The sequence below is a fragment of the Maricaulis sp. W15 genome (genome assembly GCF_001924955.1).
GTDB lineage: Bacteria > Pseudomonadota > Alphaproteobacteria > Caulobacterales > Maricaulaceae > Maricaulis > Maricaulis maris.
Map to the genome: position 1 here is coordinate 92,236 of NZ_LQXG01000012.1, position 18,463 is coordinate 110,698.

Here is an 18,463-nt window from a genome sequence, read left to right on the forward strand (position 1 = left end):
GCGATAGTGGGAGTCGTTACTTCTTATTGTTTGAACAATATATATCGATATTCTAAGGAGAGCGGATAACGCAGTGAACGTCAGCGGATTTTTTTATTGCATCCGTTTTCAGCATTCCAATGCCACTCACCGCTCAACACATTTTCCCCAAACTGTTCCGGAAAAATAGCAGCATATTTTTTCAAGACAAACATTCCTGGAACATGTTTGTATTCTGTGTGTTTCTCGTGAGAAACGAACCATTTCCGGGATAAAACCCGCACAAAGCCATGGTCGGGATCATCCATGAATCTAGTTCTTCCATGATTAATCACATTATTTCTTACAATACATCCGAATCCTCGACGACTGAAGTTTATGAACGTACTCGACGGCGCGAACGGCATGCAGTGCTCCGCAAGGTATTGGTACCCGCGCAAGACGAGCGGATCGTCTCTCGTTTCCACAACATATTCGCCGCTGCTCACTCTAAAAAAAACCTGTGGCTGACCAAACTCTCCCAAAAATAGTATCGGACTTTTTACACGGATCGCCCCCTTTCCCCGCGGCCGTGTGACAGTAATCGCGTCAGGTAAAAACATACTCCGAAACATGGCAGGATCTTCGATGGCGAGCTGAAGAGCTACCCGCAACGTGTTTTGAAAATAAGTATATCCGCCCCATAGTGGACAGCTCTCAGCATACAGCATGAATGCCTCTATGCACCCACCATATCCGAGCCCATCATTATGAGAACTAAACTGCTCGCTTGTTTCGTTTTGCTCTCGGTATCGAGCCGCTACGTCATCAATGGGTAGATCATATATTTTGCGAGTCCCGTCTGATGGCCCGAATCTTCTTACTGACTCCATATGTGCTTCAAGTGGGTGCTGGATAGGAAACCGGAGCGGCAAATCATCCGATAGCTGCTCAGCAAGTAGAAAGATTGGGTGGCGGTCGTAGGGCCTTTCGGGCGGAGAGAGGTCAATGAAGTGAGCTACGCCTTCGGGACCCCAGAAGGCGTCCGCAAGCTTGCGCCTTTCCTCCCTGGAAAGGCGGCTACTTCGCTCCAAAGGAATAGCGGGCAGGGGCGATGGATGCCGCCTCTGAGCAGCTAAAGGCAGGTCGTTTAGAGATTGAAACCCGAATTCCTGCAAAGCCAAGTCGATGAAAACATCTGACTGCTCAAGGAATTTTCTTTCATCTATCGTGTAACGTTCCATGGGCTCTAGTGTAGCAATAGTGGCACGCGGGACGGGTGCTTCACCTTAAGATGCGCACGTAATTTGAAATCGGCCTCTGAAAGCGACGTTGCACTATCTTGAGACCAATCAACCCGCTCACCCACCATGCGAATAAGAGGTGGCAAGCGGAACGGTCGCGCCTCAAACGACCACTTATCGCCAAATGCGCTCCCAAATTGCAGAATGCCGATGACTCGTGAAGGCCGAGTCGATTGTAGCCAATCATAAACTTGGTCCATTTGGCTTCCCTGTTCAATTAGCTGTCGGACAATCGGCTCATAGTCACCCAAAAACTCGGTCAGCTCGCCGACTGTGGCACCAAGTTCCAAACGCCTCCACGCCTCAATGAGATTGCGAATTCTGTTCGCTCGATCGGAGTAAGATCCAAACCCGATCCCTAAAAATTCTGTCCTCGCACGTTGGGCTTCTTGCACCGCTTCAGAATAGTCGCCCCGCAGCCAAGCCTCGTGGGATAGGTTCAAAGAAAATAGCGCATGGCTAAACCGACGTAGAGATGGGTCGATCTGCGAGTAATCGGTTTGCTGCGTGGGCATCTGATTCACGATCCGGCATATATTTAACGCGTAAACGCAATGCGCGAGCTCAACCTGGTGGGAGATAATGCTCGGTCTATAGTACTTTACCGCAAGCTCTAGCTGTTCAACTGCCGAATTATAGTCGCCACCATCGCGCAGCAAATTAGCAATTAAAAAATGTGCGGTAGCTAAATAGTAGGCCTCCGCGCCGGAAGCTGGCGATCTCGTGGAGAGGATCATTGGTAAGAGCGCGTTGGCCGTCTCGGCAGCGCGCTCTTGGTCTCCATTTTTTCGATAAACTTCAACTTGTTCGGCGTGGAACAAGATTCCCATGCCGACTTTATTTGCCTGATCCAAGATCTCCTGTGAAAACAAGGGGTGTTTAGATTTTCTCTCGTGAAAAAGATGATCCAGCAACAAAAGGTATTGGGCCCAAAGGCCACAAGTGCTAGTCGCGCCAAATGTTTCCTGAACAAGAATTAGCAAGTTCATAAATACTGAGCTTCGCTCCTTCTCCGGGTAAAGGCGCCCAACATTTTGCAGTATTGTAAGAGTGGCAGCTTCGTTGCACTCGGTTAAAGCTGCCCGTAGCGCAACAATGTCGTCCGAGGGCTGAATACGCATCTGGATCAGCGAATTTTTTAGAATAAGATAAGCCAAATCAGAGAAATTTCTTACGTGTGTAATATTAATATGGTTCCGATCCACTATGATTTCGGTGTTTCCAGCGTCGGTACTAGAGGCGCTCTCGACTGAGACGATGCCGTCCTGCCCCCCCACGATGTAAATAGCCTGAAACCGATCGTCACATGAATATAGAGCCCAATCTTCATCGAGCTGTCGGCTAAGATCTGAGTTTTGTTGAAGTTGAACAAGGTGGTTGTGTCTCCAAGAAAATAGAGACCCTAAAGAAGCGATATGCGCACCCCTATGGGGAGTCGCGTAAAATAGTATACCCTTCACATTATGCGGTACATTATATCTAATGCACGAAATTAAATAGCGCTTAGCGACAAGCCCACCAAGGCTGTGGCAGGCCAGAATAATGTTTTTATAATGGCTGTAGTGGGCTCTTATGTGCGTTTCCAGAGCCTTGGCAAGCTCTTGAATTTTCATTGACAATCCACGAAATGGAAGTCGAACTATGGCGCTAGGGTAGTTGAAATAGGAACATTCCACGAATTCGGACAACAATTCGTCTTGATACACGAGCCCCATCATTGAGGACCAAGTCGAACGAAAATCCGAACCCAGCCCATGTATAAATATGACTAGCGTATCCTTCGTAGGCTCTACGGACTGATCGTCGGAAGGCATCAGCGTTTATCCTTCTCCCCACTTTCCTAGTCGTTTTGGGTGAGAGCCTATGACTATTGATAAGCTTTCGGTGTTAAACGTATCTCGGAAGCCTAGGTCCGATATAGTGTGTCGGTATACATCTACACGCCAGAAGTGGAATTTAATTATTTTCAAACGCGAGGTTCGCGGCTCGCCGGAGGTGAATATCGCTACGCGACTACCACTATCCATGTGACGCAATGAAAGCGCGAGTAAAAAGCGCTTCAAATCCCGCTCACCACATCCGGGTGGTGACCAGCTATCGTACATTATACTGTCGAAAATCTGCAAAGAAGGCAGAACATCCTGCCAAGGCCCAAGATGAACTGAAAAAGGTGTCCCTGGATGGGAAGGCTTTACAGTGCGAAGCACTTGCCTAATTGCTTCTGGATGAATATCAATGCCCGTATACGAACCAATTGGCTTCTTGATCACTTCAGATGCAAAGAGGCCCAACCCTATTCCCACATCGAGTACACGTCTATTAGGCTTTAGGCAGATGAGATCAGCATGCATCTTCATCAACTTTTGTTCGGCGTAGGAAACCATTGGCGTCCTGTCGAAATATAACGTTTCTCGTTCAATTCGAAACTTGGATGATCGAATTGCCCGCCAATGGGATGCATGCTTCAGCGCCATGGTTTGAATACACCCGTTTTGATGTTCTTTATCAATCTGAACCAGTTTTAGGTTTCCGGATAGATGGGCAGATAAATTAAGGTGTGTCAGGGGTGATTGCCATGTTGCTTGTTTTTAGCCTCGCCCGCCGCACTCCGTTCTCTTGCGGCGTGCGCCCGGCCATCGGCCTCACCTCAGGAGCCGCTCCCTTTATCAGCGGGAGGGGTAGAGCCCCTGATATCTATGAAGGCTTCATCCAGACCGCTTGCGCCAGAAATCGGTGCTGTAGTTGTTGAGCGTGTGGGAATACGGATCCACAACCGCTTCAAAAGATTCTGGGATCTCCGCCCCGTCGCGATCATCTCTGAAGTAGTCACGGAGCGTATAAAGTCCATCTCGCATAAGCTGCTCCCAAGCGTGATAGAGCTTCTGCTGTCGTTCGCGTTCGAGCATTAATTTGCTGGGTTTCCGCTTCGGTTTAGGCGCCGAGTAGTCAGGACGGAATTCTACAGTGTGAGTGAACCTGATGCGCCCATGGGTCCACTCGTCTTCAACGCCTCTTCGCCATCGAAAGTGGATTGTTACGCTCAAATTTTCAGTGAAGTAGTATGGCGGCAGAATTCGGTCGTCGATGACAAAGAGCTTAGCGTCTTCACGTTCTTCTTCTAGGCGGCCCTTCATCGCGTCTACTGCGTGAGATAGGCCATGACCCTCACGCCAAAGGTCACGCCCGGTTTGTTCACGTTTTCGAGCTGACTTCGCTTTGTCGTGGGCTGCGACAGCACGTTCAAACCGCCGGAGCGCCTGTGAGATGTACGGTCCGCATCTCTCCAAGGATAGCTGGTGTAGCGCTGTGGAGCTTTCCGCACGGATAGACTGGTCGATCAATCGTCTCAGTTCATCCGCATCGAGAATTCCAATGGCGCTTGCTTCTTCAGTTGGGATCGTAAGCTCCACCATGCCTCACCTCGCTTTGTCACTACAGTCTTAGCATGCCCACACGTCGAGGATTGCAACCACCTCTTAGCGTGAATCTGATGCCGCGTTCAATCGCAACCCCGAACGTGTCGGCTGGCTCGACTAGCCCAACAAGTCGCCCAACGGATCGGGCACACAATCAGCGTACTTAAGAGTGGCACTACACGGTTGCAGTTCTTTGTCGAGCGGGTGGACGGTAATCTTCAGCGGCATCTGCCCAGCAACCCCACTGAAAATGCAAGTGCCCGTTGGGAGGGTTGGGATGGATTCTTCGGTGATGCGATCAATGTATGACACAGCGCTTGCGATCGATTGCAGATCCCTCTGATTTATTAGGCGGTGAATGAAATAATTGTGCGCTTGCGAAGTTATTGTATGAGAAATATCGCTGGGTCGCTGGCTTGCAATTGTAACAAAAACGCCAAATTTGCGCCCTTCTTTGATAATTTCCTCAAAGGTCTCAAGTCTATAATCTTTCCAACTCTCGGCTTCTCGAAACGATTCTTTTGAAAGAATATTATGGGCCTCGTCAATAATTATGTTGAGCGACTTACCACTGAATGACTCTTTATGAGTTCGATATGCTAAACGAGCCAACAAAAGCGGGACCGTTTTTCGCATGTCCAAATTTACATCATTCAAAGCAACAACCGCTACATTTTCAGAAAACAAATCCGTTCCAGATTCGGTGTCGAAGATTTTCTGGATATCATCTTGTTTGCTTTTCAGCTTGTTTATTGCGGGCGCGACATGTTCGTTCAGAGCGCGATTGGAAAGCACATCATAAATCAACTGAATATAAGTAAAGTCTATTATTTCTTTTATTAAATTATCGCTTCTAGCATACTGGCTCGCTTGTTGGTACACGCTCGTATTCGGAATTGAACCGGGGTTTGATCTTAGGAAACTACCATTCCATGTGAACTCTTGGGATTGGTTGTGCCAATCCAAGTCATGATCCAACTCTAAGGAAACGCCATTGCCATCAACCGTCAATGGGAGCAACTGTCTGAGATAGTCAAGCAAAAGACTTGCCCTAATTTTATCTGACATTTGTAGAATCAGAGTTATCTGCTGGCGGAGAATATTTTGTGCATAGCCCTCAGGGTCGTCGGAATTTCGGACTTTCTTCAATAGGCTTATGGACCGACGCAGGAACGGCTTCTGAGTTTTTTCTGTGGCATCGGCAAGTACAGATAATATTTCGAGATCAAGAAGCTCGTCCGGGGATAGCGGTATCTTGCTGGCCCCATCCACGCGAGTGGATAGCCTGTAAACCACTTTGTGCTCTGTCAGACAGGATGGAGCGGTATATTCCCCGTTGAAATCAAAGAGCAAAATTTTGCAATTCGATATGAATGCAGCGGTATTCCGACTCCGCAACGCTTCGATGAACTTCTGAAATATGATGGCGAGGGTGTTGGATTTACCGCTTCCGGTGTTGCCGAAGATCGCAATGTGGCTGTTTAGTAAGCCATCAATTGGAAAGCTGATTTCGTATCCCTCGTAATCAGATTGCGAAAACTTAATCGATAGGTCCGCCTGGCTTCCAATAAGGTTGTGAATTTGATGAATCCGTTCACGAGTGAGCAAAAATGCTTCATCACCAACCAGAGGAAGCTCTTTGGTCCCTCCCGTGAAACTACCCTTTCGATCAACGAAACCAACAAGTGTGAGGACCAAAATGCGAGTTCCTTCTTTCTGGAAGGTTCTTGTCGCTCCGCGTTCGTCGATGGCTTGGGCATTTTCGCCCTCCACTTTTGCGATGAGGCTAATGAAGCCCTTTTTGATATCGAGGTAGCTTCCGACTGCGACGTTTCGCAGAAGATCTCCGTCAAAAAAAAGCTCGGCCAGATTCTTGTCTTGGTCCACAGCAACAAAAATTTTGCGACCAGTTAGGGCAACGACCTCCCCAATTCGCAGCACCGCTTCCTTTTCCAGGCGCTGTTCCGTCATTTTGGCGCGTCCAGAGGCGATACGCTCGACAATAGGGAAGCGAACGTTGAGAGATTGATTATTTCGCCATCTTCCGGAACCGCGACCAGCACGTTTGATTGATGCTCAAACGCTTTCAGGAAGTCGTCCGCTGCCGCCGCGTCGTAAGCTGGAAGTACAATTTGAGATGTAGGGTTTCGCAGTGCTCGCTTTGTAATCTCAAGAATGTGCTCATCGCGGAACGAGAAGCCAATGGCAATCAGCAAAGCATTTTCTTGCTCAAAGGAATTCGCGAAAATTCGAAGCTGATCATAGTAGACGCGCTCAAATAAAGTATCGTGGAATTTGCGGAAATTTGGCAGAATCAAGAAACAGCGGACAAGGAACTCTTCGACTTTAACAGGATTCTTTGAATCGGCATCAGATAAGGTATTCAATTCATCGCTCCTCAGGAAAATGGAGCTATCTTCCTTTACCCAGGACAAACAGCCGTGCAGTTTCACCAAATTGACAGTTGGTAGCTCGGACTTTCGGCCAAAAACTGAGCCTGCGCGGTAGGTTCGATCAAAGAACCTTTCTGGTCGAAAGGTTTGTGAGAGAGGAGTCTCTGATGTTCGCTCGAAGCCATCATTCAGTACGAGGCCGGCAGTTTGAGAGCACGCTCGCGCAATGAACGGGTCATAATTCGTTGTAAAAATTGTGGCTTGGCGGGGTAACAACGAGCTCTTTCTGGCGAACAGAATTTGATCCAACGCGGCGATAAACTGCTTATAGGCTTCAAGCGTCATCGCCCCATTGGGGTTTTCGTTTCCAGCAGAGCTTCCGGCGATTAAATCGCGAATGAAGCCATACGCGATGGCATTTGCTTCTTGGATATTTCCAGCCCTAACCAGAGCATCGATTTGGGTCTCAATGTCGAAAGCGACGCTTATTGCGGGCATAGAAGCGCCTGAGCCGATCAAGAAGTTGATATTGCCCGATTGAAGATAGCTAGTGAAAGCTGCGCGAAAGTCGTCGCCAATCCATGAGATCTGCTTTGCCATTTTGGTCGACTCTGTCATTTTTACCTTTTGAAAACTATAAAGAAATCAGCATGCATTACAATCCTTGATTGGACGATCGAAAAGCTAGAGGGATGCAACGGGAGAGCGCAGCATCTCCCTTGCCAAGATGCGCGGGTACTACCCCGCGCACATCTTGCGGACGATTCAATTGAGGGCTTATGCCCTCGGCCGTGGTGCAAGGAAGGTTCAACCTGGGTCACTTTGTCAGGTAGTGCGCTGTCGGCGGTGCCTGGTCAATGAACGAGCGAGCGCTGATGCCGCATAGTCAAAGGCGGCCCATGCTTGATTGCTATTGGCGCCGCTTCCAAATGGTTTGACCATGAGGCCGAAGCAACCCTCATGTCCGAAGAAGCTCTTCAGTGGTTCGACGATGAATTCGAATCCAATGTTATGTTGGTCCGTTGGCTCGATACCGGCGAGCAGGTACTCGGCCAGAGTAACAAAAGTGTCTGGTGACCGGTTGCGTTCGACGTCCCTAAACATAACGGTCACGAAGCCGCCGACAGAGATAGGTGGATCGATATCCCGCGCAAATTCGCTGCATTCGCATCCGCCGGACATCACCTGTGAGGCGGGTGCTGCCATTGCACGCACGAGTTCACCTAAGCCTTGGGACTTTCTCAACTCTGGAATTTCTGAAACCAAGTCAGGCCGGTTTCGCAGATCGATCCAGCCGTAATTTTGGGTGCCATCATCTCGGACAGGCGATTGCCCGTATGGAACGAGCGTGTCCGCGACATCCGTCCTAGCGATTGTCCATCCCAATCCTTGCGCAATAATTCGGTCGGTCATTGCGTGCTCATACGTTGAAGTCCTCAGGCGATAGAATCAAAGCCTACCACGGCCATGAAGCCTCTGGTTGTCGATTGACGCCAAGGACGTATGGCGCGGTTCCTGAGATCGGCGTTGAACGTTAAAGTAGCTTCAACTGTCGGTTTGACGGATCGGGGATGTTGTAGACCTCGCGGGCCATCTTCACGGTGGCTTTGCCTTGGAAGATCGGCTTGTCGGTTACATTGTTGACCGTCTCCCAGCACGCCCAGATTTTCAGGCCTGCGCCCTGGAAGGCGAGGCTGATCTGATTGGGGCCGCCAGAGCCGCCGAATATCCCGAGCGCCTGCCCAAGAAGCTCTTCAAGCCGCGCGTCGGTGACGCCGGCGGCGATCTCTTCGCCATACCAGTGGATGAGAGAGCGTGTGGCGGCCGTGAAGGCCGCCAGCTTGTCCGCATGGGTCAGAGGTCTGGTCATGATCAGTACTCCTCCGCCAGCATGATGGTGAGGACGCGGTAGCTGCGATCCGGGTCTGCCGGATCCTCGCTGCCGCTGTCGCACGCGCGATCGGCGTAGTAGTCGATCTTCCAGAAGAGACGCCCGGCACATTCGATGGTGAAACCACCGAAGTCGCGCTCGCCGTAGGGATCGTTGCCTTCGGTGAAGTCCGCGAAACTGCGCACGCACATCCAGGCTTCGATGATCTGTTCCGGCGTAAGCGCTGCGACACCGCGCGTCATGACGGTCACTCCCAAATCCGGCTCGCTCTCGCCGAGAAAGACCGGGAGCCCGACGCGGGCGCGAAGCTGATCATTCAGCTTCGCAATCCGCTCGGTGCGGGAAAGGCGGGGGCTCACTGCCCCGCCTCCGCGGTTTCGACGCCGGCCTCGAAGAGATCGCTTTCCTGACGGCGGTCGGTATCTGCCGGCATCAGGAAGAGCACACCGTCTTTGAGTTCGGTCGGGATGATCGTGAATTTGGCGATCAGGCCCTTGTCGCGCTCGCGGCGTTCGAAGACAGCGCCGATTTCGACGGGGTAAGCCAGGGTCGGTTGACCGTTGCGATCAGTGCCGTTCTTGGCGGAGAAGCACAGCCGATAGACGGGCGGAGACTTCTTGGTCGGGGTTTGGGTTTGATTGGACATGGTGTCCTCCTTTCGTTGCTCGGCCGGTGAATTCCGGTCCGATGAAAGGCGGACAGCCGCAGGCGGCGGCATCCCGTCATGGGCCACACGGGCCGTAGACAAGTTCGAAACGAACGCAGGCAAGGCTGGCGCGGGCCGCCCATTGACGGGCCGTCAGGGCAACGCCGACGACATGGGGTAGACTTTCAGCAAATGGATGGAATTTTTCATTTGGCCGTAGCGCGGGAAGTCATGGCCAATCTGCCCACAGGAATTACGCGGGAGAAATCCGGTAGTTTTTGACAAGCTCGAACCGGCTTCGGCCTCATCGAGTCATGGACAGGCTTCCCCTCACTCCGGAAATTCGAGCGCAATTGATCTCGGAGCGCGAGCGTACAGGCGTAGGCGCGCACTCATTGCTGCGCCATGCCCAGGGCGCACCGGATGACCTCAGGGGCGTGATGGTGCATCGCTGGTTTGCCGGCACGACAAAATCGGCAATGGAACGTCATCTTGAATTCGTGCTGGCGGCCTATGCGGAACTGCCCGACAAGCCGCCGACGCGGGCAAGAATGCGGGCGCAGCGAATACCGCTCGACAAGGCGCGGATCGAACAACTCGAACATCTCAGGCGAAGCACCGGGATTGGGCCGCAAGCTCTGTTTACGGGCGCGCAGGATGCTCCAGCGGGCGTGAACTCGAACGCTGTCTACGCCTGGCTTGACGGACGCATGACGCACGTTCGCGCGGATCACTACGATTATGTCGTCAAGCGATGGCACACGATACCGGCAAGGCTGAAGCTGACGCCTGCCCGCCGCGCGCGGCTGGTCGCAGAGTCGCGCCGCACCAAAGTCGGCTGGACAGCTTTATTGCGGCAAGTCGGTCTGTCTCCGCAAGAGCTGTCCCCTACCGATCTGTCCCAATGGGCAAACGGCAATATTGCAAGCGTCCGGTCGGATTTGTGGGAGCTGGTCCTCAAGGCCTATGCTGCACTGCCCGATGCAGCGGCCAAATCGGAAACTGTCGAATACCCCTATCAGGGTGGCCGATCCACGGGCGAGCGGCGGACCTTCACCGCGCAGGACCGCGCCGATCTGGAAGCGGAGCGAGAAAGAACCGGCGTATCGCAAACCGAACTCTTGCGCCGGGTCAAAGCCGATCAGCCCGCTGGGCTGAGCGCGAGCAAGATTTCCGGCTGGATAAACAACCCTCCAGGCACTGTGCCGGTCAGGTTGATCGAATGGACGCTGGCGGCTTGGCGGAGCCTGCCCGATAAGGCTTTGTAAAATAGATAAAATCCAAGGCAAACTTTACCTGATCTGAACATTTCTACGGCATTATAAATTTGAATATAAAGTTAGCTTTTGTTCACTTTATAAGCAAATATTAACTTTTTTTATTTACCATAATACTAAATCGGGCACAAAGGCCACGATAGACGAACAATAGGGTGTGATTAATGTCACTGGGGTATTCAAAGGAATTCAATGACGCGACGCGTCCGGGGTTTGATCCGGATGCGGCCGAGGCGGCGATGCGCCGCCTTAAAGATGCGCAGGACATGCAGGACCAGCGGGCGTTCCAGCGTCAGCTTTCCGGCGTTGCGGAAGGCACTGGCGAGATCAGCCAGGCCGTTGGCGCGGCGCGTCAGACTGCCGAGGATGCGGCAAAAGCCGATGAGAGGGAGCGCAAGGAGCGCACCGACCGGGCCGTGATGCTGGATGCCCTCAGTAGTGCGCAGGATTCGCGGATCGCCGAGCGGCCGATGCCGCCGCGCTTGAAGACGTTTTTGAAGCACGATTTGGCGACGCATGGCGCGAGGAAATCGCAAATCGCGTTATGGATCCCGATGAAATACCGGAACGCCAGCCGGGCGAGAGCATGGAGGATTACCGGGCGCGCTTGGAAGATGAGCTGATTGAACGGATGATCGACCCTGAAACAGGTCAGATCAGGCCTGAATACGCCAATGATCCTGAATTGAGTCAGTATGCGGAGTGGGCGCAAGCCAGATACGATGCCCGCGTCGTAGACAATGCAATCGACGTATTGAATGACCCGAACTCGACACCAGAAGAAAAGCGCACGGCAACCGATACCATTGACTCATTTGATGAAATCAGAGCGATGCGACGTGAGGCTGACAGGCTATCGCCTGACGTGGAGCCCGCCATCGATCAGGAGCTTGAGGAACGAACAGACGGCATCAGGGATGCCATGGTGAGCACGACATCAGAGGCAAGCTTCGGCAGCCCATCTTAGTTCAAAGTGTTTGTGTTCTCAGCAACCGTCAATCGGCTATTGAAGCGGATTTGGCTCGCAGTGTCAGGGATGTGCTGGCTCAGAAGCTCTCCGTTTAATCCAAATGGGCCGAAGGTCATCTCGTCCGTCTCCAAAGCGACAGAAGTGCTGCCATTTTCAAGGCCATGTTCCCAGAAAAAGACCGCATTCGTTATGCCGCTCCCTTCAAGAACCCGCTCAATCTCGCTTTGAATAAACTCCGGTGTGTAGGTAGTCGCACCGCCGAAGCGGATGGACACGGCGACCCTATCTGACCGATTGGCAACCCATTCAGACGCGGCATCATCCGCATCATCGAGGAAGTGGATATCCGTGACCGTAGAGGCCAGCTCTGAGCCCGCGATTGATTTGGTGGAGCTCGGCGCGGTGTCGTCCTGCGCACAAGCGGGGGCTGCGAAAAGCGCAGTCGCTGCTGTCGCCGCTGCAAATCCCTGTCTCAATCTTCCAAATGCACTCATCTTCAAAACAATAACGTAATTAAATTTGGGCAAAACATAGCATTGATTGCGCAAATACGCAAGAAAATTGCGATGCAGATTCAATGTTCGCAATTCTATAGCTTGCAAATACGATCATTTATGAAATGGTGATGCTGTATGCTTTATTCAATATTGAAAATCACGCGTTCTCAGGGCATTGTGCGAACGCACCCAGCCGAGGGAGGCCGAGATGGCCGGATTTCAAAACCCATCGTTTTTGAAAGGCTTAGGCCAAGCTCGGGAGGTTCGCCATGGTGATCGGGCCACAGTTGGAAGCAACGGGCCGCTTGGTCGGCTATGCGCGGGTTTCGACGAAGGCGCAAAAGCTCGATCTCCAGTTGGATGCGCTGCGGCGTGCCGGGTGTGAGCAGATCTTCCACGATCACGGCGTCTCCGGGGCGAAGACCAAGCGGCCCGGCCTGGACAGGGCTCTGGCCTATCTGCGGACGGGCGATGTTCTGGTCATCTACAAGCTCGACCGGCTGGGCCGCTCCGTGGAGCATCTGGCGGCGCTGCTGCGGGAGTTTCATGCGCGCGGCATCCATCTGTGTGCCCTGAGCGAGGGTATCGACACGCAGACGATTGGCGGCAAACTGGTCTTCCATGTGTTTAGCGCTGTGGCGGAGTTCCAACGTGACCTTATCCGGGAGAACACCTTGGCCGGGCTGGAGGCTGCGCGGGAGCGCGGCAAGCGGCTCGGCCGCCCAAAACGGCTGAGCGCACAAAAGGTGCGCGAAGCCCGCCGGGCGGTCCATCGCGACGGCGTCAGCTATGCCGCAGCGGCGCGGCGCTTTGGCGTTTCGCCCGCCACGGTATGGCGGGCGGTTGCCGGGTAGCGGTCAGCAGCTCCAGAAGAGATGCAGGTTCTCAAAGCCTAGTTCGATGGCGAATACGTCGCACAGGGTCATGTCCCGCCCCATTGCTTCAAAGTCGATATAGCCATCCAGCGCGGACGGTATAGTGAAGCTCTCCTCCGTATACTCGCGGGCGAAGTCAGCGAACGAGGCATATTGACCCATATAGTGGTCTTCGATGGCGCAACGGGCATATTCCAGCTCTCCGCCGAAATGCTCGATCAGCTTACCGCCAAGCTCGCCATGTTCGGCAATAAATGCGGCCTTCTCTGCCACGCTGTCGATACCTTCATATTCGCTGATCGGCGCGCCTTCGAAGCCATCATAGTCGTGAATGGCCCATTCTTCGGCGCTGGGGATCGGAGAGGCCTTGAGCATGGTCGCGACCTCGGCGCGGATCGCGCCTGCATCTTGGTTGGCGTCGATCCAGCGGCCATGCAGACGCCCGTTATTGTAGGCTGCCAAACAGGCCACATAGATTCTGATTTCTGCTTTTTGCGTCTCCATCTTCAAATCTCCTTTGGGTAAGGGTTGCGCATGCAACCCCTGCCTTCCGGCGAGGATGGGTGTGCAAACGGAGACAAAAATCGACGGCGGGCACAGGGCCAGCGGCCCGCGCCTCGGGAGACCGTCTATTTTTGGCGAAGTGCGCTGAGGGCGAAGCCATAAGCCCTTGCATCAGGGATCGTCACCTGCATGGGCCAAGACCCGCATAGCGGGGCTTGGTGGCCCCAGGGCCATAGAGCCCGCCCGGATGCCAAGAAGCCTCATGAAATTGTATTTATTGAGTAATTTATAGCTGTGAATAGGAGCGCAGAGCCGCATCTTGAATGCGCCGGGCCTTGCTCGCGAGCGCTGCGCTGGTCGATCCGGTTGGGGCGGCGGTTGACCAGATTTTCGACATCTGGTTCGGCGCGCCTTGGCGCTAGATGAATAAAGATGCGGCCTTCTCGCAATCAAGCGATGGGTGGACTACCGGATCGTCCCATCCGCGCGTAAATTGAGCGTGATAGTAGATAAACCGATCAAAGGCCGGATCGTCGCATTGCATCAAAAAGGCGTAGAGCCGATTGACGACGCCCTTCATCAACATCTTCATTTCTTCATCGGAAATATGGGAGGCGTCCGCCCATGAAAACTCGTTCCCGTCCGCATCGATCACTCTGACATCTGAATAATCGCCTGTTCTAGTGACAGGGTAGCGCCCGGCGTGAATATCCTCGATCTCCGTGTTGCGGACACACATTGCGGTCAGTGTTTTCGCCATCTCTGCAAGGTCGTTTTTCTTTGCGGGGGCCATCCTGCGTCTTCCGATTATAGGGTTGGTTCGTTCCCATGAAATACAACAATATGCCGAATATAGAAAGCGTCATGCGATTGTATTTGTTGTGAGAATTCTGGACGAGCCAGGAAATTCGGGGTACTCTGAAACAAATAGGTAGAAAAGCATTTTGAGCGCGCCGGGGCATTCCTCCCGAGCGCGTATTTTTGTGCGCCTAACCTTCAACAACAATCGGATTATCGCACGCGAGACGCGCCCGTTCGCCGCACTATCGCGCGGCGCGGGCGGCTAGCCGGCCCGTGATCCGCCCGGAAAGACAAACAGGAGCCCACCATGCCTGAGGACAATATTCTGCCCGCCGCCGTTTCCCCGCCCGCCCTGGAATTCGATGCGGCGAAATTCCAGTACCTGCTGGACGATCCCGCCGTATCGCCGGAAGAGGGCGAGGCGTTTTTGAAGGCGATATGGGATATTATTGTCCTCATTCTGGATTTTGGCCTTCGGATCGAATTCGAGGGAATCTGTCCACAGGGCGATGAAAGCCGGTCGAAAGAATTGGATGCGGCTCTGGCAGACATGCTATCATCAAAAGATGCTGTTTTAATTGATAAAAATGAGACCGAGCCCGCAGCAAATTCGCGTTCGGTCAGAGGTAGTTTCGATGAATCACGTTGATCGAGTGGATACTGAATGGACCGCGCTGATTTGCTGCCGGGTGTCCGACCGCAGCCAGCTCCGGGGAAGTGGGCTCGACAGTCAGGAACATCGTTGCCGCAAGCATGCCGAGATCAACGGTTATCGCGTCGAGGAAGTCTTTCTTGAAAGCATGTCCGACGGTTATGCGCTTACCGAGCGCCCGACGATCCGTTCATTGCTCGCGCACGTCGATGCCAACCGGCACAGCGGCAAGAATTATGTGGCTATATTCGACGATCACAAGAGATTTGCCAGACAGACGGAAAACCACCTGCTTCTTCGGCGGATGCTGCGCGAACGCGGCGTTCGCGTCGAGTTCCTGAATTTCACGCTGGACGAGACGCCGGAGAACCGGTTTTCCGAAACCATGTTCGCCGCCCAGGCGCAGTTGGAGCGGGAACAAAACGCCCGGCAAAACCGCGAGCGCCGCCGCGCGCGTCTGGAAAAAGGATTCCACGTCACAAGAGCGCCGATCGGCTATCTCTACGAGAAATCCCCGCGCGGCGGCAAGGTGCTCGTCCCCGATGAAATGATAGCCCCGATCATCCGGGAAGCTATCGAGGGCTTTGCCGAAGGCCGCTTCGCGTCACAGGCCGAAGTGAAGCGCTATCTGGAATCCCGCCCGGAATTGCCGATCCGGCGCAACTCGAACGGTGAAATCGCGCCGCAGCGCGTGGTCGAAATTCTACGCCATCATATCTATGCCGGTCTGGTGTCAGCGCCCTATCTGGGCGTATCCCTGCGCAAGGGCCAGCACGCGGCGATTATCAGCTTCGAGACGCACGAGACGGTTCTGGCAAGACTCGCTGCCGGGGTTTATGCGCCCACCCGCAAAGATATCACCGAGGATTTTGTGCTTCGGGGGGCGGTAGTTTGCGATTGCTGCAAGACGCCGCTCACGGCCGGTTGGTCCAAGGGCAAATGCAAGAAATATCCGTATTACTTTTGTCGAGAGAAAGGCTGCGCGGTTTACGGCAAAACCATTCCTCGCGCCCTCATCGAATCCCGCTTTGCGGCGCTGCTCGCTGAAATTCAGCCAAAGCCCAACGTCGCCGGCATCGCGAAAGAAATATTCCAGGAAGCCTGGACACAGCGCGTTGCGCAGATAGAGCATGCGTCGCGCAAATTCGCAGACGAGGCCGACAGGCTGGAAAAGGAAATTGGCCGGTTGGTCGATTGCATCCTTAGCGCCAACTCGCCGCGCGTGATTTCCGCCTATGAAAGCCGCATCGAGGAACTGGAGCGCAAGAAGCTGCTGGCGCAGGAGAGGGCGTCAAAAACGCCACGCGTCGAGGGCCGCTTCGGTGAGTTGTTTGAACATGCCCTGAATGTGCTCTCCAACCCTCTTAAGGCGTGGAAAACAGGGTGTTTTGAGCTGCAGCGCCCATTGCTTCGCATGGCATTTTCCGAGCATCTCGAATACTGCCGCGAAAATGGATTTAGAACACCAAAAACCACCTTGCCGTTCAAGGTGTTAGGGTTGTTTTGTGGACAAGAAATGAGAATGGTGCCGCTAGAGTGAATTGAACACTCGACCTCTCCCTTACCAAGGGAACGCTCTACCCCTGAGCTATAGCGGCGCCGGGTCGCCTTTCGGCGAGCGAGAGCCGGGCATATAACGCAAGCCTGTCGCCGCGCCAAGAGAGTCTTGACGTCATCTGCAGCGTTCGACATGACCTTTTGCATGAACAAGCCCGTTGATCCGCCCGTCACACCGCCGCGCGCAAAGCGCGTACAGCCAGAGCCGAACTCCCGGGAGGCCCGCCTGGCCGAGGCGCTGCGCGCCAATCTGCGGCGCCGCAAGGCGGCCGTACGCACACCCGTTGATGATGGCGCGGAAAAAGACAGTGACGCTGCACAAACTGCCTCAGAAAAGTCCCCCGACCCGTCATAATGCCACCCGGATCGCGCCCTGCTATGGCGCCCGTCCCAAGGACGCCCCATCTCGGGCGTCCCGCATCAGCGTATCCAAGGAGTTCACATGGACCGGATTGTCATCCAGGGCGGCGCCCGCCTTGAAGGTCGTATCGATATCAGCGGCGCCAAGAATTCCGCGCTCAAGCTGATGGCGGCCGCGCTGCTCACCGACGAGCCGGTCATCCTTACCCGCATGCCACGCCTAGCCGACAGCCGTTTCCTCGGGCATTTGCTGGCGAAACTCGGGGTCGAAGTGTCCGAGCGCGATGACGCCCAATTGTCGCTGCACGCGGCGACGATAACCGACACCTTCGCTCCCTATGATCTCGTCCGAAAAATGCGGGCGAGCTTCAATGTGCTCGGGCCGCTCCTGGCGCGCGAGGGGCATGCCCGTGTGTCGCTGCCAGGCGGCTGCGCGATCGGGGCGCGGCCGGTCGATCTCCACCTCAAGGCGCTCAAGGCGCTCGGCGCCGAGATCGAGATCGCGGAAGGCTATGTTTCCGCCAAGGCGCCCAAGGGGGGGCTGGTCGGGGCCGAGATCGATCTGCCCTTCGCCTCGGTCGGCGCCACCGAGCATGCCATGCTCGCAGCGGCGCTGGCGCGCGGCGAGACCGTGATCGAGAACGCGGCCCGTGAGCCGGAGATCGGTGATCTGGCCGATTGCCTGACCGCCATGGGCGCCACCATTGAGGGCGCGGGATCGTCAACCATCCGCATCCAGGGGCGGTCGCGATTGTCCGGCGTTACCCACAAGGTCGTCGCCGACCGGATCGAGACCGCCACCTATGCGCTCGCCGTGGCGGCGGCCGGCGGCGACGCGGTGCTGGACGGCGCCGTGCTGGCGCACAACAAGGCGCTCTGGTCGTCAATGCACGAGGCCGGCGTGACCGTCGAGGCGGTCGAGGGCGGTGTCCGCATTGCCCGCAATGGCAGCCGTCTGAACAGTGTCGATATCGAGACCCAGCCTTTCCCGGGCTTCCCCACCGATGCCCAGGCGCAATTCATGGCGCTGATGTCGATGGCGGCTGGATCCTCGGTGATCCGCGAGACGATTTTCGAAAACCGTTTCATGCACGCCCCCGAGCTGGCGCGCCTTGGCGCCGATATCACCGTGCACGGCAATGAGGCGGTGGTGCGCGGCGTTGAACGCCTGCGCGGGGCACCGGTAATGGCGACCGATTTGCGCGCCTCTGTGAGCCTTGTCATCGCCGGTCTTGCGGCCGAGGGCGAAACCGTGGTCAACCGGGTCTATCATCTGGACCGTGGCTTCGAGCGACTGGAAGCCAAATTGTCCGGGTGTGGTGCCAAGATCGAACGCCTCCCCGGCAGTGCCTAGACGACAGG

19 protein-coding genes and 1 tRNA gene are annotated in these 18,463 nt (G+C 54.4%); 7 read left to right on the forward strand and 13 right to left on the reverse strand.

Annotated features, from left to right (window positions below; translation table 11 throughout):
- Nucleotides 1-80 precede the first annotated feature (80 nt).
- The 9 genes from AWH62_RS16770 to AWH62_RS05865 form a co-directional block, all read right to left on the reverse strand.
- The gene (locus AWH62_RS16770) at nt 81-1,202 is read right to left on the reverse strand and encodes a TauD/TfdA family dioxygenase (RefSeq protein ID WP_143742949.1); all 1,122 of its coding nucleotides are present in this window, start codon (nt 1,200-1,202) and stop codon (nt 81-83) included.
- A 5-nt stretch (nt 1,203-1,207) separates the two neighbouring features.
- Nucleotides 1,208-3,076, reverse strand: coding sequence for a triacylglycerol lipase (locus AWH62_RS05835; protein WP_075189550.1), 1,869 nt, complete (start codon nt 3,074-3,076; stop codon nt 1,208-1,210).
- Between the two features lie 891 nt (nt 3,077-3,967).
- The gene (locus AWH62_RS05840) at nt 3,968-4,675 is read right to left on the reverse strand and encodes a hypothetical protein (RefSeq protein WP_075189551.1); all 708 of its coding nucleotides are present in this window, start codon (nt 4,673-4,675) and stop codon (nt 3,968-3,970) included.
- Nucleotides 4,676-4,795: 120 nt separating this feature from the next.
- Nucleotides 4,796-6,649 (reverse strand): ATP-binding protein, encoded by a 1,854-nt coding sequence (locus AWH62_RS05845; RefSeq protein WP_075189552.1) that lies wholly within the window; start codon nt 6,647-6,649, stop codon nt 4,796-4,798.
- Nucleotides 6,646-7,689, reverse strand: a complete 1,044-nt coding sequence (locus tag AWH62_RS05850; protein WP_075189553.1) for an SIR2 family protein — start codon at nt 7,687-7,689, stop codon at nt 6,646-6,648. The genes AWH62_RS05845 and AWH62_RS05850 overlap by 4 nt, the downstream gene beginning before the upstream one ends.
- Before the next feature lie 207 nt (nt 7,690-7,896).
- Nucleotides 7,897-8,484 carry a hypothetical protein gene (locus AWH62_RS16780; protein ID WP_143742951.1) on the reverse strand — a complete coding sequence of 196 codons (588 nt, stop codon included), beginning with the start codon at nt 8,482-8,484 and terminating at the stop codon, nt 7,897-7,899.
- 121 nt (nt 8,485-8,605) lie between these two features.
- Nucleotides 8,606-8,941: a hypothetical protein gene (locus AWH62_RS05855; RefSeq protein ID WP_075189554.1), complete on the reverse strand. Its 336-nt coding sequence runs from the start codon at nt 8,939-8,941 to the stop codon at nt 8,606-8,608.
- A gap of 2 nt (nt 8,942-8,943) precedes the next feature.
- A complete protein-coding gene (locus AWH62_RS05860; protein WP_075189555.1) occupies nt 8,944-9,321 on the reverse strand; it encodes a DUF3768 domain-containing protein in 378 nt (125 codons plus the stop codon).
- On the reverse strand, nt 9,318-9,608 hold the full coding sequence (locus AWH62_RS05865) for a hypothetical protein (protein WP_143742952.1): 291 nt from the start codon (nt 9,606-9,608) through the stop codon (nt 9,318-9,320). Before AWH62_RS05865 ends, AWH62_RS05860 begins: the two co-directional genes overlap by 4 nt.
- Before the next feature lie 395 nt (nt 9,609-10,003).
- Here AWH62_RS05865 and AWH62_RS05870 point away from each other — a divergent pair, with 395 nt between their 5' ends.
- The 3 genes from AWH62_RS05870 to AWH62_RS05880 all read left to right on the forward strand — a co-directional run bounded on the left by AWH62_RS05870 (nt 10,004) and on the right by AWH62_RS05880 (nt 11,852).
- Nucleotides 10,004-10,876, forward strand: coding sequence for a hypothetical protein (locus tag AWH62_RS05870; RefSeq protein WP_158025577.1), 873 nt, complete (start codon nt 10,004-10,006; stop codon nt 10,874-10,876).
- A gap of 173 nt (nt 10,877-11,049) precedes the next feature.
- The gene (locus AWH62_RS16785) at nt 11,050-11,508 is read left to right on the forward strand and encodes a hypothetical protein (protein ID WP_143742954.1); all 459 of its coding nucleotides are present in this window, start codon (nt 11,050-11,052) and stop codon (nt 11,506-11,508) included.
- A complete protein-coding gene (locus AWH62_RS05880; RefSeq protein ID WP_143742955.1) occupies nt 11,472-11,852 on the forward strand; it encodes a hypothetical protein in 381 nt (126 codons plus the stop codon). The genes AWH62_RS16785 and AWH62_RS05880 overlap by 37 nt, the downstream gene beginning before the upstream one ends.
- Here AWH62_RS05880 and AWH62_RS05885 read toward each other — a convergent pair.
- Nucleotides 11,849-12,433, reverse strand: a complete 585-nt coding sequence (locus AWH62_RS05885; RefSeq protein WP_143742956.1) for a hypothetical protein — start codon at nt 12,431-12,433, stop codon at nt 11,849-11,851. The genes AWH62_RS05880 and AWH62_RS05885 overlap by 4 nt on opposite strands.
- 188 nt (nt 12,434-12,621) lie before the next feature.
- Here AWH62_RS05885 and AWH62_RS05890 point away from each other — a divergent pair, with 188 nt between their 5' ends.
- Nucleotides 12,622-13,206 carry a recombinase family protein gene (locus AWH62_RS05890; RefSeq protein ID WP_075189561.1) on the forward strand — a complete coding sequence of 195 codons (585 nt, stop codon included), beginning with the start codon at nt 12,622-12,624 and terminating at the stop codon, nt 13,204-13,206.
- 3 nt (nt 13,207-13,209) lie between these two features.
- Here the strand turns inward: AWH62_RS05890 and AWH62_RS05895 are convergent, their stop codons facing one another.
- Together AWH62_RS05895 and AWH62_RS05900 are read right to left on the reverse strand one after the other, a co-directional pair.
- On the reverse strand, nt 13,210-13,731 hold the full coding sequence (locus tag AWH62_RS05895; RefSeq protein WP_075189562.1) for an antirestriction protein ArdA: 522 nt from the start codon (nt 13,729-13,731) through the stop codon (nt 13,210-13,212).
- Nucleotides 13,732-14,149: 418 nt separating this feature from the next.
- Nucleotides 14,150-14,524, reverse strand: a complete 375-nt coding sequence (locus AWH62_RS05900) for a hypothetical protein (RefSeq protein WP_143742957.1) — start codon at nt 14,522-14,524, stop codon at nt 14,150-14,152.
- A gap of 315 nt (nt 14,525-14,839) precedes the next feature.
- On the opposite strand from AWH62_RS05900, the gene AWH62_RS05905 reads away from it, so the two are divergent.
- Both AWH62_RS05905 and AWH62_RS05910 read left to right on the forward strand, forming a co-directional pair.
- Nucleotides 14,840-15,181 (forward strand): hypothetical protein, encoded by a 342-nt coding sequence (locus AWH62_RS05905; protein ID WP_075189564.1) that lies wholly within the window; start codon nt 14,840-14,842, stop codon nt 15,179-15,181.
- Nucleotides 15,168-16,724, forward strand: a complete 1,557-nt coding sequence (locus tag AWH62_RS05910; protein ID WP_075189565.1) for a recombinase family protein — start codon at nt 15,168-15,170, stop codon at nt 16,722-16,724. The genes AWH62_RS05905 and AWH62_RS05910 overlap by 14 nt, the downstream gene beginning before the upstream one ends.
- On the opposite strand, the gene AWH62_RS05915 is transcribed toward AWH62_RS05910, so the two are convergent.
- Nucleotides 16,708-16,782: transfer RNA gene (locus AWH62_RS05915), tRNA-Thr, on the reverse strand. The genes AWH62_RS05910 and AWH62_RS05915 overlap by 17 nt on opposite strands.
- Nucleotides 16,783-17,183: 401 nt before the next feature.
- On the opposite strand from AWH62_RS05915, the gene murA reads away from it, so the two are divergent.
- On the forward strand, nt 17,184-18,455 hold the full coding sequence (murA, locus tag AWH62_RS05925) for a UDP-N-acetylglucosamine 1-carboxyvinyltransferase (RefSeq protein WP_075189567.1): 1,272 nt from the start codon (nt 17,184-17,186) through the stop codon (nt 18,453-18,455).
- The last annotated feature ends 8 nt before the right edge of the window (nt 18,456-18,463 follow it).